General features: G+C 58.5%; 31 protein-coding genes. 1 reads left to right on the forward strand and 30 read right to left on the reverse strand.

The window, feature by feature from the left end; translation table 11 throughout:
• Positions 1-31: 31 nt before the first annotated feature.
• The 6 genes from LU671_RS04350 to LU671_RS04370 all read right to left on the reverse strand — a co-directional run bounded on the left by LU671_RS04350 (position 32) and on the right by LU671_RS04370 (position 2,550).
• The gene (locus LU671_RS04350) at positions 32-373 is read right to left on the reverse strand and encodes a hypothetical protein (RefSeq protein ID WP_010792816.1); all 342 of its coding nucleotides are present in this window, start codon (positions 371-373) and stop codon (positions 32-34) included.
• A 255-nt stretch (positions 374-628) separates the two neighbouring features.
• Entirely contained in the window at positions 629-997 is a 369-nt protein-coding gene (locus tag LU671_RS04355) for a hypothetical protein (protein ID WP_010792818.1), read from the reverse strand.
• Between the two features lie 23 nt (positions 998-1,020).
• Positions 1,021-1,515: a hypothetical protein gene (locus LU671_RS04360; RefSeq protein ID WP_010792819.1), complete on the reverse strand. Its 495-nt coding sequence runs from the start codon at positions 1,513-1,515 to the stop codon at positions 1,021-1,023.
• A 3-nt stretch (positions 1,516-1,518) separates the two neighbouring features.
• On the reverse strand, positions 1,519-1,650 hold the full coding sequence (locus LU671_RS29415; RefSeq protein ID WP_010792820.1) for a hypothetical protein: 132 nt from the start codon (positions 1,648-1,650) through the stop codon (positions 1,519-1,521).
• Positions 1,651-1,666: 16 nt separating this feature from the next.
• Positions 1,667-2,158 carry a hypothetical protein gene (locus tag LU671_RS04365; RefSeq protein WP_010792821.1) on the reverse strand — a complete coding sequence of 164 codons (492 nt, stop codon included), beginning with the start codon at positions 2,156-2,158 and terminating at the stop codon, positions 1,667-1,669.
• 53 nt (positions 2,159-2,211) lie between these two features.
• Positions 2,212-2,550 (reverse strand): hypothetical protein, encoded by a 339-nt coding sequence (locus tag LU671_RS04370; protein ID WP_010792822.1) that lies wholly within the window; start codon positions 2,548-2,550, stop codon positions 2,212-2,214.
• Positions 2,551-2,758: 208 nt separating this feature from the next.
• On the opposite strand from LU671_RS04370, the gene LU671_RS04375 reads away from it, so the two are divergent.
• Complete coding sequence (locus LU671_RS04375; RefSeq protein ID WP_010792823.1) at positions 2,759-3,460, forward strand: ERCC4 domain-containing protein; 702 nt, start codon at positions 2,759-2,761, stop codon at positions 3,458-3,460.
• Between the two features lie 79 nt (positions 3,461-3,539).
• On the opposite strand, the gene LU671_RS04380 is transcribed toward LU671_RS04375, so the two are convergent.
• From LU671_RS04380 to LU671_RS04490, 24 genes are all read right to left on the reverse strand, one after another.
• On the reverse strand, positions 3,540-4,268 hold the full coding sequence (locus tag LU671_RS04380; protein WP_042931293.1) for a hypothetical protein: 729 nt from the start codon (positions 4,266-4,268) through the stop codon (positions 3,540-3,542).
• A 202-nt stretch (positions 4,269-4,470) separates the two neighbouring features.
• Positions 4,471-4,647, reverse strand: coding sequence for a hypothetical protein (locus LU671_RS04385; RefSeq protein ID WP_010792825.1), 177 nt, complete (start codon positions 4,645-4,647; stop codon positions 4,471-4,473).
• Between the two features lie 3 nt (positions 4,648-4,650).
• The gene (locus LU671_RS04390; protein ID WP_010792826.1) at positions 4,651-4,797 is read right to left on the reverse strand and encodes a hypothetical protein; all 147 of its coding nucleotides are present in this window, start codon (positions 4,795-4,797) and stop codon (positions 4,651-4,653) included.
• An 81-nt stretch (positions 4,798-4,878) separates the two neighbouring features.
• On the reverse strand, positions 4,879-5,058 hold the full coding sequence (locus tag LU671_RS04395; RefSeq protein WP_010792827.1) for a hypothetical protein: 180 nt from the start codon (positions 5,056-5,058) through the stop codon (positions 4,879-4,881).
• 245 nt (positions 5,059-5,303) lie between these two features.
• Positions 5,304-5,696 carry a hypothetical protein gene (locus LU671_RS04400; RefSeq protein WP_010792828.1) on the reverse strand — a complete coding sequence of 131 codons (393 nt, stop codon included), beginning with the start codon at positions 5,694-5,696 and terminating at the stop codon, positions 5,304-5,306.
• Between the two features lie 5 nt (positions 5,697-5,701).
• Positions 5,702-6,079, reverse strand: coding sequence for a hypothetical protein (locus tag LU671_RS04405; RefSeq protein WP_010792829.1), 378 nt, complete (start codon positions 6,077-6,079; stop codon positions 5,702-5,704).
• Positions 6,080-6,116: 37 nt separating this feature from the next.
• The gene (locus tag LU671_RS04410; RefSeq protein WP_010792830.1) at positions 6,117-6,539 is read right to left on the reverse strand and encodes a hypothetical protein; all 423 of its coding nucleotides are present in this window, start codon (positions 6,537-6,539) and stop codon (positions 6,117-6,119) included.
• Positions 6,540-6,684: 145 nt separating this feature from the next.
• The gene (locus tag LU671_RS04415) at positions 6,685-6,981 is read right to left on the reverse strand and encodes a hypothetical protein (RefSeq protein ID WP_010792831.1); all 297 of its coding nucleotides are present in this window, start codon (positions 6,979-6,981) and stop codon (positions 6,685-6,687) included.
• Between the two features lie 26 nt (positions 6,982-7,007).
• Positions 7,008-7,238 carry a hypothetical protein gene (locus LU671_RS04420; RefSeq protein ID WP_010792832.1) on the reverse strand — a complete coding sequence of 77 codons (231 nt, stop codon included), beginning with the start codon at positions 7,236-7,238 and terminating at the stop codon, positions 7,008-7,010.
• A 56-nt stretch (positions 7,239-7,294) separates the two neighbouring features.
• Positions 7,295-7,438, reverse strand: a complete 144-nt coding sequence (locus LU671_RS04425) for a hypothetical protein (RefSeq protein WP_230849727.1) — start codon at positions 7,436-7,438, stop codon at positions 7,295-7,297.
• Between the two features lie 356 nt (positions 7,439-7,794).
• Positions 7,795-7,980: a hypothetical protein gene (locus LU671_RS04430; protein WP_087785320.1), complete on the reverse strand. Its 186-nt coding sequence runs from the start codon at positions 7,978-7,980 to the stop codon at positions 7,795-7,797.
• A 10-nt stretch (positions 7,981-7,990) separates the two neighbouring features.
• Positions 7,991-8,281: a hypothetical protein gene (locus LU671_RS04435; protein ID WP_010792836.1), complete on the reverse strand. Its 291-nt coding sequence runs from the start codon at positions 8,279-8,281 to the stop codon at positions 7,991-7,993.
• A gap of 430 nt (positions 8,282-8,711) precedes the next feature.
• Positions 8,712-9,128 (reverse strand): hypothetical protein, encoded by a 417-nt coding sequence (locus LU671_RS04440; protein ID WP_087785318.1) that lies wholly within the window; start codon positions 9,126-9,128, stop codon positions 8,712-8,714.
• Positions 9,129-9,293: 165 nt separating this feature from the next.
• Positions 9,294-9,467: a hypothetical protein gene (locus LU671_RS04445; RefSeq protein ID WP_020193474.1), complete on the reverse strand. Its 174-nt coding sequence runs from the start codon at positions 9,465-9,467 to the stop codon at positions 9,294-9,296.
• A gap of 135 nt (positions 9,468-9,602) precedes the next feature.
• On the reverse strand, positions 9,603-9,737 hold the full coding sequence (locus LU671_RS29420; protein ID WP_010792839.1) for a hypothetical protein: 135 nt from the start codon (positions 9,735-9,737) through the stop codon (positions 9,603-9,605).
• A gap of 84 nt (positions 9,738-9,821) precedes the next feature.
• Positions 9,822-10,112, reverse strand: coding sequence for a hypothetical protein (locus tag LU671_RS04450; RefSeq protein ID WP_019438414.1), 291 nt, complete (start codon positions 10,110-10,112; stop codon positions 9,822-9,824).
• Positions 10,105-10,689: a hypothetical protein gene (locus LU671_RS04455; protein ID WP_010792841.1), complete on the reverse strand. Its 585-nt coding sequence runs from the start codon at positions 10,687-10,689 to the stop codon at positions 10,105-10,107. The genes LU671_RS04450 and LU671_RS04455 overlap by 8 nt, the downstream gene beginning before the upstream one ends.
• A complete protein-coding gene (locus tag LU671_RS04460) occupies positions 10,682-10,897 on the reverse strand; it encodes a hypothetical protein (protein WP_010792842.1) in 216 nt (71 codons plus the stop codon). The genes LU671_RS04455 and LU671_RS04460 overlap by 8 nt, the downstream gene beginning before the upstream one ends.
• Positions 10,894-13,140 (reverse strand): hypothetical protein, encoded by a 2,247-nt coding sequence (locus LU671_RS04465; RefSeq protein ID WP_172690191.1) that lies wholly within the window; start codon positions 13,138-13,140, stop codon positions 10,894-10,896. The genes LU671_RS04460 and LU671_RS04465 overlap by 4 nt, the downstream gene beginning before the upstream one ends.
• A 44-nt stretch (positions 13,141-13,184) precedes the next feature.
• A complete protein-coding gene (locus LU671_RS04470; RefSeq protein WP_010792844.1) occupies positions 13,185-13,442 on the reverse strand; it encodes a hypothetical protein in 258 nt (85 codons plus the stop codon).
• Positions 13,443-13,445: 3 nt separating this feature from the next.
• Positions 13,446-14,051, reverse strand: coding sequence for a hypothetical protein (locus tag LU671_RS04475; RefSeq protein ID WP_010792845.1), 606 nt, complete (start codon positions 14,049-14,051; stop codon positions 13,446-13,448).
• Positions 14,044-14,754 (reverse strand): hypothetical protein, encoded by a 711-nt coding sequence (locus LU671_RS04480; RefSeq protein WP_010792846.1) that lies wholly within the window; start codon positions 14,752-14,754, stop codon positions 14,044-14,046. The genes LU671_RS04475 and LU671_RS04480 overlap by 8 nt, the downstream gene beginning before the upstream one ends.
• 88 nt (positions 14,755-14,842) lie before the next feature.
• Complete coding sequence (locus tag LU671_RS04485) at positions 14,843-15,940, reverse strand: hypothetical protein (RefSeq protein ID WP_019438416.1); 1,098 nt, start codon at positions 15,938-15,940, stop codon at positions 14,843-14,845.
• 23 nt (positions 15,941-15,963) lie between these two features.
• Positions 15,964-16,719, reverse strand: a complete 756-nt coding sequence (locus LU671_RS04490; protein WP_019438417.1) for a head GIN domain-containing protein — start codon at positions 16,717-16,719, stop codon at positions 15,964-15,966.
• Positions 16,720-17,066 lie beyond the last annotated feature (347 nt).

Raw genomic sequence — 17,066 nt, forward strand, 5'->3', positions numbered from 1 at the left:
TGCTGGTCGAACGGTGCCACAACCATCGTTCTTAGTAGAACTCGACCTTCCCGTCAGCGCTCCGGCGCTCTCCAGAATGAGTCTCTCGATGCCAACCTTCGGGCCTGGTCTCGTAGTCATCCCAGTCCTCTAGGGCGCAGAGGGTAGCCATCAGGTCGGAATAGCACCAACGCCTTGAATAGCTCGTTACGGTGACGTCGGCCACGATGGCGTAGGTGAACATGAACTTGATAACGCCGGCGACGCGCCCGCAAGGGAATCTCTTGGTGTCCAAGAAGTAGCCGCTGGCCTTCATGTCGGCCAGTTCGTCATCACTGGGTGGCGGCAGGCTGGTCGGGTGACTTCCCAGGACAGTTTTCTGTTGAGGGCGCATGATGCAGCTGATCCTTGCTCAAAGCTCGAGGGCGCGGCGCGCATTCTGAAGGCTGCACCCCGTCTAAGCACGGAAAGCCTTGATAGCGTCAATCACCTTTCCGTTGGCGATAAGCGCCTTGCACTGTTCCATCAGGCTTTTGGGAACGCTGATCCCTGCATAGGTGGTTTCGTTGATCATCGTTAGACCTCTGTTCTGGTAGGTAGCCATGTCGAATTTGTACTGCCGGCCAGACTGTGCCACCAGGTACGAGGATCAGAAGCTCGCCAGTACGCTGCGAGCTCGAGGCTCATCAGCACCTGTGCGGCGCATGTAGGCATGCAGCGCGCGCTCATGGCCTTCCTCGGCAACCAGGCGTTTCGCCAGCCGCCGCGCGAGTGGCTCCGTCGCCGCGGTGCGCAGGTCAGCAAGCCAGGGGCGCTTGTCCCAGCTGGCAGCGTATCCAGAATGCGCATCGATGATGGTCAAGGCTGCAGCTTCGATTGCCTGGCTGTCATCAGCAACGAATGCTTGGCTTGCAGCCTGAATCCAGCCTTCAGGCAAGGCAGGTACTGTGGCGCGCTGAGTCTCGGCCGTCTTGAGTGCGACCGCCAGGGCCGCTTTGAGATTGAGGTTCGCATCCATGAGTTCAGTTTCCAAAATGGAGATCAGAGGGCTTCTGCGTCTGCCACTGCTTTGCACTTACGTGCGGCAGGGGCGAGGACCTTCTCGATGATGCGGCCAGAACCATCCTGCCAGTCCCTGAAATTCAGGTCAGGGTCCAGACGAGCCAGAATCTTGGCCGCCGCGGTACAAGCCTTTACCACCTTGTCGTAGTCCGAGGCTTTCACACACTCCAGGTCTTCTTGTCCCGGCCGGAACACTTTAAGGCGCGCGGCACGCCGAGAGCTGGTTTCTCCTTCACGCTCCGTGACTACACGGCAGCGCCGGGCAGCATCAGCGAGTGCCCGCTCAATGCTGTATCCGGTGGTGCCTTCCTCCCAATCCTTGAATGCCAGGGTGGGATCGATTCTCTTAAACGCCGCGACCGCATCTGCGCAGGCCTTCACGTTGAAATCGAAATTGTCGGAGGGAACACAAACCAATTCTGCCGAGCCTGCACTCACCTCAATCCGGCGCGCTTTCTCTACTTTCCGAGCCATCAATTAATCCTCGGTATCCGTCCATGTGGATGCCAGTTCATCGTCCTGGGCATCAAGGGCTTCTTCGTCAGCGTCGATTTCCGAAGGATTGTCGTCCATCCGGTCAAGCGACAGATCATCATCGTCAACGAGCATTGAGGGCCTCTACGATTTACCGAGCCGACTGGGCATGCTTTAACGCTTCGATTTCAACGAGGCGCTCGGCTTCCTGGTACTCAGAGCCACTACTGGCATATTCCGCGCAGATGCGGGCCAAATCTCTGAACTTGCCGCTCTCAGGGAGGCAGCCAAGCTGTCGCCAGTGCAGCACCTCGCCGGCGAGAACTGCGAGATTGATGTGCGCTACACCCTGTGCGCGCTTCTTCGACTCAGCTTTCAAGGCTGTCTGCAACTCGTCGACGATCGCATGGTTGTCCAGCAAGGTGAATTGCCGGCCAACGTATGCCTTGATGATGTCCTCGGAACTGGGCATCTGGCCCTTGTTGATGTTCACGTTGCACCGGCCAGCAATCTGGGCGGTACCGTTGAAGAACACGACTTTGGCGATCACGTCGTCGCCCTGGTAGTCCTCTGCCAGGGTTCCATAGGCGAAGCGGTGGCCATCCAGGGGTGCCTGTACCGAATGGAAAATGCTGATGTGCATGTTTTGTCTCCGAATGCTGGGTTTGGCCAGGCCGGTTCTAGACCTAGACCGGATTACTTTTGGCTGCGTGCCAGCAGGCGCAGCATGGCCGCCGGCACATTGGGTTTCTTGGCGACATGAGCCGGAGTCACGCTCATCCCACCTTTGCTGTCGCAGGGTTGCCGATCATTGCGGCGTACCATCATGGCGGGTACGGTCAGCCCTTGCTTTGCCACGGCAGCGCCCACAACCAGCTTGCCTTCGTTGCAGCTGATCTGCAGGTCATTCCCATTTTCGTCACGGACAATGATCGAGGCGCCCATCGACATCGCGGCCTCAAAGCGCATGGCACCATTGACCAGGTCGTAGCCGAGATTGGCCAGTTGTTCTACAGGGGAAGTCAGGGTGTTCATGGAGATCTCCACAGCGCGTATTTGGTTGATGAAGCGATCTTTACAGTGATGAGAGTGTGCCGCCACCCCTACCCTGAGAAATATCGAGCCTGCCAGACAACTGCTTATCGCCTTGAATGGCCTGCTCTCCAGGGCAGTGTTTCGACGTGGTCAGAGCTGAGTCACCCGTTATATTGAGGTCGATCCCCAAATTCGGTCAGGAAAGGCAATGGTCAAGATCTTTGTGGACGCCCGGGAAGTCCCTTCACGTATTCCCGATGCCCTGCGCGAGATGGGCGCAGAGGTTGAAATCGTGAACCTGGAGGTTGGGGACTACGTCCTGAGCGCCGATCTAGTGCTGGAGCGGAAAACCGCCATAGACTTCTGCATGAGCGTTACCGATGGCAGATTCATCAACCAATCCAGCAAGATGATGATGAATTTCAAGCGCCGAATCTGGCTGATTGAAGGCGACGTCTATTCCACCAGGGCCCAGATTCATCCTGACGCACTGGATGGAGCACTGAGTTACCTGGCAGTCGTGCTCCAACAGACAGTGCTCTGGTACAAGGCCCCCAGGCGTGCGGCCGGAATGATCTACCGGCTAGCCAAGCACGAGCAGGAAGGACTCGACTACGTGCCTGCCACTCGCAAAGGTAAGGTGCCCGCCGGCGTTGGCCAGTCTTTATTCACCTTGGAGGGTTTGAATGGTTGTGGCCCAGTTGCCGCGCGCAAACTCCTCGAGCACTTCCGTTCCGTACATGCGGTGATCAATGCGTCGGTGGAGCAGCTGTGCGCGGTGAAGGGGATAGGTCCGAAGAAGGCTCAGGCTATCTACGACGGGATTCACTTCCAAGTTTCGGAAGGCATGTCTGTTGAAGAGCAGCCCAGTCTCTTTGCTGATCCGCCGGCATCAGATCCGTTGGTTTGAATCCTAGTAACGGCGAAGAAAGCCCCTGCAAAGCAGGGGCTTTTTGCTGGCGTAGGTCTTTGCACTTGAGACCAGTGTCCTAGTCTTGCCCGTACTCGAAGTACACCGCATGGAAGGCGTGGTGAGAGGCGGCTTCTGCAGCAATACCAGCAGCGGTGAGAGCTGAAGCCAGGATCTGACTATCAGCCCTGTTGCCCACCTGGATCGACCAGCGACGCCCAGGCTCCTGGGGTTTGATCTGGACAACTTGGACTCCGAGGAAGAAAGCGGCTTGCATCAGCGGGCCGGCCTGGCTGGCATCTAGGGGCGATGTGCGCAGTATCTCCGCTGCTTTCTGAACCTGCAGAGGCTGCACAACCCCGTCAAAGTCCACCGAGGTGTCGAGCGGAACATTGTAGTGCTCCAGAGGGACACAGCCTGCCCATGACGACTCAAATACGTCCGGAACCTCGGGACCGAACTGATTCCAAACGATGGCCAGGCAGTATCCGTGAATAGGGTCTGCGACGCGGAAAGCTTGGGATTCACCGGCCGGTTGATCAGCAGCCCCGATCGCGGAAGGGGACTGCCCAGGTAAGGATATTGACCAGAGCCCATCATGGTCGCAGTGAGTCGAAAGTCGGAGACGCAGTACCTCAGGCCAAATTGTGGCGATGTCGGTGAGGGGACTGAACTCCTGATCCCGATATCGGATTGTGCCTTCCCAATAGTCGAAGGGTGCCCAGCTGCCAGAGGACTCGTCGAAGCCTCCCATTGCCAGGGCCACGTACAGGTTGAGCAGATTGCCTTGAAGATCCAGCGTTTTCATGTGGTGTGTTCCATGGCAGAAGATGCTGCCATAGTCACGGCCCAGAGGGAGTGCCACTATCCCTGCTCTTAATATTTGGAGTGAAATTGAGGCCTCGGAGCCCTATTGGCAGTTTCGCATGCGAAATTTGAAAGGGAGCATGGCTTCATAACGCAAAGGCCCCTCAATTTTGAGGGGCCTTTTACTAAGCGGTCGCCGAGAATTACTGCTGGCGCTTTGAGGTCGCTGCCTTCGCGCTATCGTAGCCGTCAACATAATCTTCGTACTGGGAACTGCCGATGCGCAGTTTGCGGAGTGCGCTCTGCTCAAGCGGAACTCCGCAGTGGTAGGCCTGGCGGCCTGCTTCGAAAGCGATCGACTTCTCCTGCTTGGCGGCCATAGGTCAGTCCTGGATTTCTACTTCGACATTGAACCCGGGCAGATCGGGTTGCGCGTCATCCAAGGCTGCCACTACGTGGTCATGAAACTGTTGCTCAGTCATGTCCATGTCAGCGAGTTCGTCGGCGGTGAGGGATACCTTCACGATCATTTTCTATTCCATCCAATGGTTGAGTTGATGGGTCTATCCTACTGGAGCTGTCGCGTGCCACCAGTAGCTGCCGGAATGTGTCTAACCACGATCCTTGGTGGCATGGTCCACCAGAAACTCCAGCCATAGCCCGTCGTTGTTGTCGTCGAGAACAAGCGGGAAGTGCTCCGGGTTTTCCGCGTGGGACTTGCGGTATTCCGAGGCGAAGGACTCCAGGTCCTTCTTCATCTCTTCGATGAATTCGTCGAGGCTCTGTGCCATATATTGGGCCCTGATTGCATGAAATGAACTGTCACCAGTATGGGGCTGGCTATCGGGGGAGGATTGGAGAGCAGCCTGCTGACACCTGCCAGCGCTCTCTGCCGCCGCTGCGAGGGCGCATCTTGCGCTATCCCAGCCTCATCCCTGGGGCCGTGTCCGCGGACGGTGCTACTGGGTTCCGGTCAGGCCGCTCTCCGATCCTCCCTATTCCAACCATACCGGGGAGGGCGGGTGCCACAAGGGCATCAATGCAAAGGAAGGTTCAACTGCCAGTTTGCATGAGCCTCCTCGATGATCTTCGATGCCTCTTCATCATCGGTATCGCAGCCTCGCCCCGCGCCGAGGCCCTCGGCGTTCATCTTCTTCAGCGCCTCCTCGCCAGCATTGCTCCCGCTCATCTCATCGATGATCCGCCAGGGCTTAACGGCATCAGCGTCCAAGTAGCGGTAAGGGTCGAGCACCAGGCCGCAGGAAAAGGTGTTGTCCGCATTCTGGATCAATGCACGGCAGTTCCGATCGTCACCAAGCGCGACACCGAGGTCACATACCTGAGCGATACAGCAGAGACCGCACCCGTTGCACGAATCGCCCTCTGCTGGCTTGTCCAAAACTACTGCTTCAATCAGCTGCCAGCGCAAGGCGATTACCTCCAGAACTTCAGAGTAAAGACCGACAGAACAGAGGCCATGCCGAAGATGCAGGAGCCAAACATCACCTTGTTGAGAGCTGATCGGATGATCGGCTCCCTGTTGGCAGACATCCCGTTGAGCCTGGCCCCACTAAGGAATAGGGCCGAGTAGAGTTTGTGCAGAAAATAGACAACGACCAGATTGAAAACTGCACCGAACACCATCTGGAGCTGGATTCGTTCAACCAATGCCGTATCTCCCTTTTTGAGGGCGAGGAGATAGAACTCTTCGAACAGGTTGGCGCAGATGTACATGCTGCCTGAGGCAAGCGCAGCAATGACGATGCCGGCAATGACAAGCTCGAAGATTGGGTTTGAGAATATGCTGCGCATGATTCGTCTCTAATTATTTGAACTGACGTGGCAGCTTTCAGCAGCTTCCAAGCGCACGGGTCACCGATTTTACCTCATCAGTGGAAGCGCGGATGAACGTCTGTCCGTCGTGCTTCCAGACCTCACCCGTCTCCAGGTCCACGAAGGCCCATTTTCTAGGGCAGGTCGTATGGATGGAGACGTCGATCGGTGCGTCCAGGACAGGAACAACTTCGGAAGTTCGCAGTGCACGGGTTTGACCGCCGGGGCCGTCTACCACCAGTTCCCGTTTCGCAGACCTCCGGAAGTAATGCACCCACTGGGTACCGCCGTGCTTGCCCTGGCGCTTCTGACCATCGGCGTACTCCCACTCCACGTTGAACCCGGTACCGAGCGGCGGGGAAAGCTTCACGACACGGCGTGCGCCGCCTGGGAATTCGAAGACGCGGCCAACCTGAATAGAATCAATCGGCACAGCCATGGATCTGCTCCTGAACAGCCTGGTTGAGGTGAGGGGTATTGGAGAGTGGCCGGCTTACGCTGGTTATCGCACTCTCCGATACCCCCGAGGGGGTAGCGGGCCTGCGGCGGGGACCCGGCAGGCGCGGGCGATGGAACAGGTTGGATCAGCTGGCGCTGGCCAGCAGTTCGTTGAGTTTGGCCATTTCCTTTTCGATCGACTTGCCGTTCTTCTTCCGCCAAGCGATCTTCATTTTGTAGAGGTCGATCAGGCCGGCCCTGGTGCAGCGGTAGTAGTCCCCCGAGTCGTCCGAGCCGCATTTTTCCAAATGGCCGGCGGCGAGTCGCTCCTCGACGATTCCGTCCAGGTCACTGAAGCATGCGGCTTCCTTAGGGGATACATGCAGGGGCTTCTCTTGGGCTGCGAGCCACAAGACCTTTTCGGCATTGAACAGCTTGCTCATGGATTCCTAACCTCGGGTTCGTGGGATCAGGTGCGAGCTTGCTCGACCAGAGCCAGGGCAGCCGGGTGCGGCTCTTCCGGCGCGGTGCTGTACTCTTTCAGTACCGCCCGGGCCTGCCGCTTCGCAGCAGCTTGCTCGGAGGTGTCATCACCAACCTCCTCCAGGCAGAAACTCTTCTGCAGGGCTTCCAATGCGCTGGTAGCAGCATCGCGTTGAGCGACGAGGTTAGCGTATTCGGCGTTCGGGATATTGACCACGACTCTTTACCTCTGACAGTGGCCGCGGCGGAGAGCTATCCAGCGGCTGGGTTGGGTTACACCGGCGTGCAGTGGCCGATCGATACGCAGCCGGAAACACCTTCCAGCCATACCACGGCAGTGTGGCCCTGGAGGACCTCGGCCTGGGCGGTGGTTACCGTGCCCACCGGCTCCGCGTCTTTCCGGGAACGGTACTCCACTTGAACGCCGACCTCATGGTGCTGATTCCAGGCTGTAACTGCTCTCGCAGGATCGGGCCATGCCGTCATGTCTCTATCTCCTGACTGAAAGGATGGCCTACCGACCGTTTGCCTTGTTTTCTTTGCGCGGCTTGCAAACCAGGCAGTAACCCTTCTGGGAGCCTTTCTGGAATACGTCTTTCCACTGGTTGCAGCCTTTGCAATGGAAATCATCGATCTTCATTCTGTGCCTCAAGGTTCTGGGTGTATGGGGGAGCGCGCTGTTTGGCGGTCTTGCGCCGCGCCTCGCTATGGAGGTCAATGTGCTTTCCGAAACATCCGGGGTGAATCTCCTCTGCCCACGGCAGAGGAGGGCGTTACCGCTTCTCGACCAGTTCACCGCCTTCTGCGATTCGCCAGGTGTATCGCTGGCCGTGGTTCACATGGTCAGGCGGGCAGCTGTAGGTGACGCTGCCATCCTTTTTCAGGCTGCGCGGCTTCGTCAGTCGCTCGCACAGAGGGCATTCCAGTGGGGGATAGTCCCGATGGGTTTCGGTGGTCATGACCGGCGCCTTACTCGGTACCGGCCAGCCAGCCAGGTTCCTTGGCCTCGGCAAGCCATTGACGTAGCGTACCTACAACGACGCCCGGCTGGTCTTCTTCCTGCCAGGGTTTGTCGAGCAGCTCGCCGACAACCTCGGCGCAGCTGTCGACATCCGAAGATTCGATCTCGTTGAGGTCGCAGTGCAGGCGGCGGGCTTCGGCCTCATCAGCTGCGGCGTAGTAGTCATGGTCGTCAACCTGGAAGCAACGAAGGCTGATGGTCTTCTCGACCGGCTTCCCATCGATAGTCAGCTGTTCCATATCGGTTCTCTCTCTGGTTGCTCCTGAACAGAGCGGTTCGTTATTCGGTTCCGGCGATGATCGCCTGTGCCCAAGCACGTGCTGCGTGGAATGCGTAGCCTCGGGTCGCCTCATCGGCGCATCCGCTAAAGCGCCAGCCAGTCACGTGGTGGAGTAAGGTCTTTGCTGCATCACTCATGCACATGTCCTCTGATTGGCGCGCGGTACTCAGCTTTCGCCCCGGAGAAGTCCGTCCTCGTCGTAATCCGATGCACCGTCACCACCATTAAACGATCCATCCAGGCGTGCCAGAATCAGTCCTGCGCGTCGGGCGTCTGCTTCGGTACGAAGGTCACCTGTTCCTGAACCGCCGAAGATCTCCAACCCCAGAGCTGCAGCCTCGCGGGCATAACGGCTCAGACCGGCAGCTATCCTGCGGACCTCCTTCGGATCAAGCCCTGCGGCCTCGCATTCGCGCGCGTTGACTTGCATGGGCCAGCCGGGCTTTGAAGCCGAACATCGCAGTTGCGTCCTCGAAACAGTCATCCAGTTCCTGGTACGCCTTGTATTTGGCCTGGGCATGGTTGGCAGCCCAAACTTGCATGGTTTGCCGTGCAGAATCCCACCAATTCCTCCCCCAGATCAGGACTTCAAACTGGCGGAGGGGGAGGTCATTCGTAACTTCCCCGTACACCATCTCGTCCGTGGGGTGGTAATTCCGAATCCGCTTCTTCGGGTCGCTATCCAAAACCACGCCGATGTAATGGCCGCGGTCCGCCATGATCGTGCCTGGTTCACCGTAAGCGGTAACGCGCCGGCCAACGCATGCTGGGACTTGGTAGTGCTGGCGCACATATTCGAATGCCATAGGGGCTCCATTACGCCCTGCAGGGCGAACTAATTTTCCGGGCTGCATGGGAGAACGAGCTGGTACCGCGATTCAAATCTCTCTCCGATGCCCCCTGGCAGAGCCGTGACGAACTGCCAAGGGTATCGGGCCTGTTTTACCTGGCAGGCTCAGGCGGGGAAGCCGTTAGTCCAGGCACTTCAACTCGTATCCGGCCGGGGTATGGGACAGCACCCACCGGCGTTCATCGATGTCCGTCAGGTTGGCATTCCCCCTGGTGCGTGCGAAATACAGCAAGTTCGACGGGGTTGGCTTGTGCAGGTCCGAATAGCAGGTCTGCTCGTCGATCCATGCCAGCACTTGGGACTCCGTCATGGCCGTGAGGGAGGCGGTTTCAGGGGCGTGATGCACTGTCGGGGTTCTCCTGGAGTGATTTGACTTCAACCCATCTTCAATTTGATCAGTGCGTGCCAGAAGCCGCCGGTAGGCCTTTGTCTAGTCAGCCAAGCTGTCGATCAGGGTTTCGATTTCGCTCTGGGCTTCTTCAAGACCTTCGCGGGTGGCCTTGCGACTGCGGCTGGTATCGCCGTAGTAAGCGCGGATTGCATCAAGCAGTTGGTCAAGATCCATCGTGCTTCTCCTGTTGGATAGGGTTAGACAATAACGCCCGACATTGGGAAGTGAAGGGCGCATGATGGTGAGGTGAAAGGGTGGTTAAGATGGCTTAAGCCAGGCCTTGAGCTCTTCCACTGCTGCCAGGCGATCAGGCTCCAGGGCGTCCCAGTTCGGTTTCCCCGAATAATCCTTCGTCACACGCTCCAACAGGTCCCTAGGCACCAGCATCTGGTCGGCGGGGATGACGTAGAGCTCCTGAGTCTCGTAGTCGGGCCATTCCTTCGGGTTGGCCTTGACCATGTCATGGTGCTCCTTGCTGCATGGTCCCCAGTGCTGGGGAGCGCTCTGGAAGAACGCACGATGACAAACCGGCTTCAGCTTCTCAGGCATGGCCGGACTCCGCGCCCTTCAGTACAGCGTCCAGCTCTGCAATGACCTCCGCAGGGGTCGGCACTGCTTCTTCGCTGAACATCCTGCAGTCGCCGAAGCATTGCCAGGCGATGACCTGTCCAAGTCGACGCAGAAGCTGTTCATTACCCGTTCGGGCCTGGCCGCACTTCACCATGACGCTCTTGTGAGAGCTGGTGCCATCGACGGCCATGCCGGTGATGAAATAGTGGTTTTTCCCACGGTTGTAGACGATTTCCTCGCGGCCGGTTCCCTCGTGAAGTACCAGTTGCGCTTGCGCTTCGATCTCGCTGTCACCGACCTTAAAGCGAAGCGTGTCCCCTTGTTTGACCTGCCCCGGGCCATTGAGGGCCATCCACTCCGGTGTCATCCCCAGCATGGCGCGGAGAGTGGCAATCTCTTTCTGTGCCGCTGCGAGCGCATTGGCGTTTGCCTGGGATTCGCCGGCTACCTTATCGAACTCTTCGACGTAGACGACCTCACCAATACCCTGGCCGGTCAGGAAGCCTTTTGGGTGCAGATGCCTGGCATCCACGCTGTAGCGTTGCACCTTATTCATGCTGCTCTCCTTCTGCCTTGGGGCACTTACACGGACCGATTTCCGCGGACCAGGTGCCGGCGAAGCGCGGTTCGACGGTGCAACCGTCGTACAGCCATTTGCCGAGCAGCCTGCCCGCATCCGCTCGCTCAGTGCGATTGATGTCCATCGCACCAACGACAACGCCGCACTGGCAGGTCGCAACGAACCCAGTTGGACGGCGCTTCATGCCTCGTCCTCCTGGGCGACAACGCCATCACCAACCAGGTCGGAAGCGAGGAGGAACAGTACCGACTCGGCAATACCGGATTTACCCTCACGGGAAGCGGCATAGCCGGCACCGTTGTGCTGGTGCTGGACGATGATGCGCTCGCCGGTACGTTCGATCTTCCAGTTCGCCGGGATCACGCGGTCTTGAGCCGCCTGGCTGGCCAGGGCAGTGTCCCGTTCAGCTTGGAACGAGTCGGCCAGGGCCTTGTTGGCGACCGCCAGGCGGTCGAAGAGATCCACACGTGCTTGCAGACCAGCGACGTCGCGAATGTACTGGTCGGCAGTTACCAGCTCGACCACTACATCGTCTTCGGTGGTTACACGTTCGGCCTGGAGCCGCTCGACGACCTTGGAGTCAACCTGAATGTCGTTGTCGCCGTACTCCGAGCCGCTGATGCCTCCCAGCAGCAGAGCACCCACAACGTCAGGTTTGAGTTCCGGAATCAGCCAGGCCGGGCGTGTCATGTCTACAGCCGGGATGGATTTGTCGAGCAGGACCTCCTGGGATTCCCCCCAGGTGTATTCGATAGCACCATCGACCGTCGTCTTGCACCCGATCATCCCGAAACTAACGATAGGATTCCGAGTGTGCCGACTCAGCGGGATGCCGGCAGTAATCAACTGCTGGCGCGTCGGTTCGTGGTAGTTGAGCAGGCTGCTGCAACCGGTGGGTTCGCTGTCGGGATGCTTCAGTCGGACAACGATCTTCTTCGGCCTGCCTTCTTTGGCGTCGGACTCCAGTTCGCTCATTCGGGAGAGAATGTCGTCGCGAGGTGCCAGGGGCTGTGCTTTGGAAAGTGCGCCGGCTAGCATGTGGATGCATTTCTCGTCATCCGCAATGAGTGCCATTTCTTCGAACAGCTTGCGTGCCAGCTCGATATCGCCAACAGGCACCGGGCTGGTATTTTCGTCCTCGTCCAGGCGCAGGTATTCCGCGTGCTCCGCGGCATTGCATTTGGGGCACGGAATATCACCGCCGTTGAGCAGCGGACCACCAGGCTCATCGCAGCTATCCTCGTCCCAGAGGTAGCCGTTCTGGCACTGGGCATCCAGATACGGGGCTCCGAAATGTTTGCCTCGGTAATCACACCCAAGCACAGGGGTAGGGGAGGCTTGCCCGGCTTCGACAGGGCGAGTGGCGTACTCCAACATTTTCCCGATGAGGTCAGCATCGAAGGTGCTGCTCTCGCGCAGATACTCGATGACGAAGGTTGGATCGAAGCGCGACCAATCAGAAGGGCGTTGATCCTGAACTGCCTCATGCGCGCCAGCTTGCTCAACTGCCGTTTTGATTGAGGACAGGACGTGTGAGCCCACTACTTTTTTGATTGCGGCAAGCAGATAGGACCAAGCAAAACCACGATCTTCCGAAGGGATGAGCCCCAAGGCGCGACCGACATCATCCCGGCACTGCTTGTCGAGCGCCAGCAACTGGTCGGAGTGGGCGAGCGGGAGGCTCTTCCCGATTGCGCGCAGTTTGTCGCGCAAGTCGTCCAACTTCTCCCACCATTTCTCGCCATAGTGGTGCCGCAGATTCGCGCCGCTGTCGTGCCCGGTGAAAACCTGGATGGCATCTGCAGCCTGTTTCACTAGCTCGAGGGTTTTCGCAATCTTGGTCTCGTAGGTGTCCTCTTTACCACCTCCAGCCGGCACTCCTTCCTGGTGGTCGAGCAGCAGTATTGCCCCTTCCTCAGGGCACTCCTCGTGGTAGGCGTACAAGCCTGCCATAGGGAAGTCCTCGTCCTGCTCATGCAGCTCGATCACCAGCGTCTGCTCGAACTGCTCAGGAGTGTTCTCCGGGGCCAGGAACTCGATGGCGTTCAGCAACTGATAGCCGTTCAGCACGAGGCTGGGCACATTTCGAGGTTGATCGTCAGCATCGGGATCGTCCTTGTCGTACGGCGCCATACCCTGGGTGGGCAGCACCTGGGCGGGCTCATGGTCAACCAGGTAGATGGCGATGTCCTCTGGGAATCTCTCGTGGCGCGCGTAAAGGCCGGACTCTGGACAGCGGATCTCCTGAGCTTCGGAGTGCAGTTCGATAACCAGTCGGTGGCTCATCTGCTCAGGGGTGCGCTCAGGGGCCAGGAACTCCAGAGCATTTCGGATCTCATAGCCGTTCATGGCAAGGCCCATGGCTTGCGGTGTTGCGTGGGCTTCGGTTCGGCCACCGGATTTCGAGGGGGATGGGATGAAAGACATGTTGGCTCCACGAGATTGGGAATGAAGAGATGCTGGCGCGCCTGTCACTGTGCAGAGAGCGAGGTGTCACCCGTGCCGGCGTTCGATTCGGAAGTGATCTTGAGGATCTTCTGCACGTCCTGATTTCGGCGGGCGAGGATCTTGCTGTTCATTTCGTGGGCGGTGTGGTTCTTGCCCTTGAAAACCCACCCGCCAGAAGAAAAGAGGGACTTTTTTTCGTCGTACTTCCATTCCTTCAGGTAGGCGTGATACGAGTCCAGTACCTTGGCGATTTTGTCTTCGGCGGTTTGTTTCCGGCTCATTTGCTAGTCCTCCTGCATTTGCTTGTCGAGGATCTGCTCCGTAGCCTCCTTGAGGCCCCGGGAATAACCCAGCCCTTCAGCGCGGCTTAGCTCAAGTTGATGCAAGCTTTGCTGGCGCTCCATGGCATCCGCGGCGTCCTTAAGGCCCCGGGAATAGCCCTGCTCTTCAGCCCGGCGAAGTTCGAGCTGATGTTGGGTTCGCTGGCGCGCCATTGCTCGGTGGATTTCGGCATCCTCGTCGTTGTAGCTGCGCATACGTGCTTCCATCTCGCGGTACTCCGCCACGTCGATAAGGCAGGCCGGCGATTGCATCTCATGAGTGCCGAAGTGAAGGGCGGCAGCGGCCTCGTCGAGGAAGTGCTCGCCACAATGGAAGCAACGCCAACCTGCCGTCCGATCCGCGCGCAGCGCCTGCAGCTCCGCGCGCATGGTGTCGGTTTCGGCCTGCTCTTTTGTCAGGTGCTGGGACAAAATGCAGGCGAAATCAGCAGCCAGGCGATCGCGGATGTATCGGGTGAAGTCGTAGCGCCCGAGTTTGGTCTGGAAGTAATCCACCAGGTAGCCGCGGCCGCCGGCCGATGTGCTCAGGTTGTGCTGGGTCTCACTCATGGGCGTTCTGCTCCGGTTGGGCCAGGCTGGCGAGCAGGGCCATGGACTTGTGAGCTGCCCCGCTTGGGTTGTACTTCGCGCAGTTGCTGGCCCTTGAGTCCTGCTTCCCATCCTCGTAGCCGGACACGTAGGTGTTCCAGAAGGCGGTGTAGGTGACCAAACCGACATGCCCTTCTACGTCGGTGGGTGCAGGTATGGGCCTGGGCACCTTGGACAGTGCGTTCCACAGCTGGACGAGGCCGGGCTCGGTGAAGGTCGATACCGAATGCTTGCAGGCGGGGCATGCAGCTTTCCAGAAAGGTCCCAGGGAGTTGCGTTCCAGGGTCACGGCCGGAAGACGTTGATCGCCGCAGCGGCACAGGTTGAAGGTGGGCGTGGCAGTAAGCGTCTTGATCTGCGAGAGAGCCCCCTCATACAACCCTGCGAGCTTGGCATGGGCCTCATTCATCCCAGCAATGGTGACCTTGTTACGCTGCAGCTCGGCTTGAGCCGTAGCCAGGTCCTGCAAAGCGATGTCCAGCTGGGACGTCAGGGCATCCACACTCTGGTGGTACTGCTCAACGGCCATCAGCTGCTTGCACCGCCCTGAAAGTGGCGAGAAGGAAAGGCCGGCGACGTCCTGCTTGTGGTAGTTGAGGTACGCGAGAACCTCCGGCTGCTGGGGGAGGGTCGCCGGTATCGGGCTTTCCGTTTCGTTACTCATCGCTTGCAGTTCCTGAAGAGGTGGAGGAATGGGATGTCACGGAAGCAATCATCGGCGTCCTCGGGGTGTGCCAGAACCAGGCCCCTGCTCAGGTAGGCTGGGCTTCGGCCTGCGAAATCGTGGCAAGCAATGCAGTCAGTTCTTCGCTTGAGCGTTCAAGCCGAGTCATGTCTTTTGGCGCGATGTCCGACCGGCAAGAAATCCAGTTGATGATCTCCAGCGCCCGCTGAATTGGACCTTCCTCGACTGACTCCAACCTCGGTCTTTGGGACTGATCCGCTGGCGCGCGGTCGATGTTCTCTCTGCTCACGACCGAAGGTGAGGCCTGAACTTCGACTTGGCTCTGGGATACGACGGCCCCGTCACCATCGGTATCGATCGCGTAGCGACAGACATTTGGTTCTTGAGCAATTGAATCGAGGACCTCGGTCAACTTGGTTACCAGACCTTGATGCAATGCTTTGTAGCGGCGGGTAGCCCACTCTCCCTGCTCTTCCCCTTTCCAGTACCAAAGATAGGAGTGGAGCCAGTCTGTCCATCTGGCAACGTCGGCGTGCATCTGAGGAGCAGAGTTGACCAGCGCCAGCATCTTTTCCAGATCGCTAAGGATTGTCAGGATGTCCTTCAGTTGGACATTGCTTGACTGTGGCCGGTGGAGTTTGAGGACGATGAGCGCTGCGGCCAAGGAATGGTGGGAAACATTGGTCCAGAAGTCCTGCTTGCTGATCGGGAGGAGCGCATTCCCTGCCAGCATGCTCACCTTCACCTCGCCTTGACCGGCGTAACGAACGGAGAGCCCTGGCATGTCGAAGTTCAAGAAAAGCACACGACCTGGGTCATCCAGTGATTCAAGTTCTATCTGGCGTAGGTCGGACTTTGGTAGGAGAGGCGAAGTAACGGACTCCTTCGACTGCAGATCTAGAGACGAGATCGGGGGCGCGTTGGTTGGGAAATCTGGCGTACTAAGCGCCTGAAGGGCGAGGTCGTAAACAGTAGCTTCGGCAAGACTCAGCGATGCAGCGGGGCCAGCGATCTCGGAGCAGAGTTTCGCCAATTCCCGAACGCGGCCATCGGTGGGGAGGAGTGAGGTCTTTTTCCAGCGCAGCAACTCAACTGCACACTCCTGCAGGTGGAGTCGGGCGAAGTCATTGGCTCGGTCCCGGGCCAAAGTCAGGGTATTGTTCATGGTTCTGTTCCTCTGGGCCGGGTTTACTTGAACTTGATCTTGCCGGAGCCGGCGACACGGTGATCGCGTTGGGCAGGGTTCCCGTACACCACGATGTCGCCGGAGCCCGCCACCCGGGCGCGGGCCGACTGACTGGCATAGGCGCTGATGTCACCCGATCCGGCAACACTCAGGTCCACCGTTGCCGCAGTAAGTTCACGGGCGTCGACGTCGCCGGAACCTGCAACCTCGACTTCAAGGCTCTGTACCGTGCCTTGCACAGTCACATCGCCCGAGCCCTGGACACTCGCTTCGAACTCATCTTGCTGCAGGCCGTAGAGAGTGATGTCTCCGCTGCCTTTTACCCGGACACGAGGGGCGATCGGCAGGCTGATGGCAACCAGAACGCGGCCGGTACCAATCGAGGCACCTTTGATGTCGATGGAGCCCACCGGGCCGTTGAACTGCATTTGCACGCCGTTGATACGGATGTCGCGGCCGACCACGATGTTTCCGTTGCCGGAAACGTTGATGCTTCCACCTCCGGCGATGATCACGTTACCTTCCTGCTCGATGACCAGCTTGTCGCCCGACAGGGTGGTATGAACGCGCTCGACGGCTTCTTTTGTTTCCCCAGCCACTACCAGGCGCGGGGTTTGATCGCGAAAGAACACGACATCAACTGCACCTTTGATGATGAGTTTTTTCACCTGGTGGATGGGTCGGGATTCCTTGATGAAGCTCTCGGGCGGGCTCCATTTCGAGTTTTCAGGGAAGAAGTCGGTAAGGGAAGTGGTCATCGCTCGGTCCTTCTCGGTTTCGCTCTGCGCGGTGGCGGTGTTTGGTGTGAGAGATGATCGGCTGGGTTGTAACCGTCTGGCCAACTCACCCCTCAGCACACAGACCAGCTCGGACAAGAACGGGTGGAAAACAAAGCCTTGCCCGCAGGTATACCCATTGAATAAGCCTGTATCTGACGTAGGTCATGCAGAGCCTGCCAGCGGGTCGCAATCGACGATGGCTTCATTGTATACTTCGGCTCCGCATACCCCTTGAGCTACAGGAACATCAGCATGACTGTACTCCAAACGATCTACTGGCAGCCTACGCCGCCTTAGCGCTACGCCCCCTCGCAACAACCTGCTTC

Origin of the sequence: Pseudomonas sp. NMI760_13 (assembly GCF_021283245.1) — a bacterium.
GTDB lineage: Bacteria > Pseudomonadota > Gammaproteobacteria > Pseudomonadales > Pseudomonadaceae > Aquipseudomonas > Aquipseudomonas peradeniyensis.

Coding starts and splice junctions, on each gene's coding strand:
- LU671_RS04480 (WP_010792846.1), bottom strand. CDS start 14,754: ATGAGTAACGAAACGGAAAGCCCGATACCGGCGACCCTCCCCCAGCAG.
- LU671_RS04410 (WP_010792830.1), bottom strand. CDS start 6,539: ATGGCTGTGCCGATTGATTCTATTCAGGTTGGCCGCGTCTTCGAATTC.
- LU671_RS04395 (WP_010792827.1), bottom strand. CDS start 5,058: ATGGCACAGAGCCTCGACGAATTCATCGAAGAGATGAAGAAGGACCTG.
- LU671_RS04365 (WP_010792821.1), bottom strand. CDS start 2,158: ATGCACATCAGCATTTTCCATTCGGTACAGGCACCCCTGGATGGCCAC.
- LU671_RS04385 (WP_010792825.1), bottom strand. CDS start 4,647: ATGGCCGCCAAGCAGGAGAAGTCGATCGCTTTCGAAGCAGGCCGCCAG.
- LU671_RS04475 (WP_010792845.1), bottom strand. CDS start 14,051: ATGAGTGAGACCCAGCACAACCTGAGCACATCGGCCGGCGGCCGCGGC.
- LU671_RS04490 (WP_019438417.1), bottom strand. CDS start 16,719: ATGACCACTTCCCTTACCGACTTCTTCCCTGAAAACTCGAAATGGAGC.
- LU671_RS04375 (WP_010792823.1), top strand. CDS start 2,759: ATGGTCAAGATCTTTGTGGACGCCCGGGAAGTCCCTTCACGTATTCCC.
- LU671_RS04360 (WP_010792819.1), bottom strand. CDS start 1,515: ATGGCTCGGAAAGTAGAGAAAGCGCGCCGGATTGAGGTGAGTGCAGGC.
- LU671_RS04470 (WP_010792844.1), bottom strand. CDS start 13,442: ATGAGCCGGAAACAAACCGCCGAAGACAAAATCGCCAAGGTACTGGAC.
- LU671_RS04450 (WP_019438414.1), bottom strand. CDS start 10,112: ATGCCTGAGAAGCTGAAGCCGGTTTGTCATCGTGCGTTCTTCCAGAGC.
- LU671_RS04485 (WP_019438416.1), bottom strand. CDS start 15,940: ATGAACAATACCCTGACTTTGGCCCGGGACCGAGCCAATGACTTCGCC.
- LU671_RS04405 (WP_010792829.1), bottom strand. CDS start 6,079: ATGCGCAGCATATTCTCAAACCCAATCTTCGAGCTTGTCATTGCCGGC.
- LU671_RS29415 (WP_010792820.1), bottom strand. CDS start 1,650: ATGCTCGTTGACGATGATGATCTGTCGCTTGACCGGATGGACGACAAT.
- LU671_RS04370 (WP_010792822.1), bottom strand. CDS start 2,550: ATGAACACCCTGACTTCCCCTGTAGAACAACTGGCCAATCTCGGCTAC.
- LU671_RS04355 (WP_010792818.1), bottom strand. CDS start 997: ATGGATGCGAACCTCAATCTCAAAGCGGCCCTGGCGGTCGCACTCAAG.
- LU671_RS04350 (WP_010792816.1), bottom strand. CDS start 373: ATGCGCCCTCAACAGAAAACTGTCCTGGGAAGTCACCCGACCAGCCTG.
- LU671_RS04460 (WP_010792842.1), bottom strand. CDS start 10,897: ATGAAGCGCCGTCCAACTGGGTTCGTTGCGACCTGCCAGTGCGGCGTT.
- LU671_RS29420 (WP_010792839.1), bottom strand. CDS start 9,737: ATGGATCTTGACCAACTGCTTGATGCAATCCGCGCTTACTACGGCGAT.
- LU671_RS04380 (WP_042931293.1), bottom strand. CDS start 4,268: ATGAAAACGCTGGATCTTCAAGGCAATCTGCTCAACCTGTACGTGGCC.
- LU671_RS04455 (WP_010792841.1), bottom strand. CDS start 10,689: ATGAATAAGGTGCAACGCTACAGCGTGGATGCCAGGCATCTGCACCCA.
- LU671_RS04465 (WP_172690191.1), bottom strand. CDS start 13,140: ATGTCTTTCATCCCATCCCCCTCGAAATCCGGTGGCCGAACCGAAGCC.
- LU671_RS04390 (WP_010792826.1), bottom strand. CDS start 4,797: ATGATCGTGAAGGTATCCCTCACCGCCGACGAACTCGCTGACATGGAC.
- LU671_RS04430 (WP_087785320.1), bottom strand. CDS start 7,980: ATGACCACCGAAACCCATCGGGACTATCCCCCACTGGAATGCCCTCTG.
- LU671_RS04440 (WP_087785318.1), bottom strand. CDS start 9,128: ATGGCATTCGAATATGTGCGCCAGCACTACCAAGTCCCAGCATGCGTT.
- LU671_RS04435 (WP_010792836.1), bottom strand. CDS start 8,281: ATGGAACAGCTGACTATCGATGGGAAGCCGGTCGAGAAGACCATCAGC.
- LU671_RS04415 (WP_010792831.1), bottom strand. CDS start 6,981: ATGAGCAAGCTGTTCAATGCCGAAAAGGTCTTGTGGCTCGCAGCCCAA.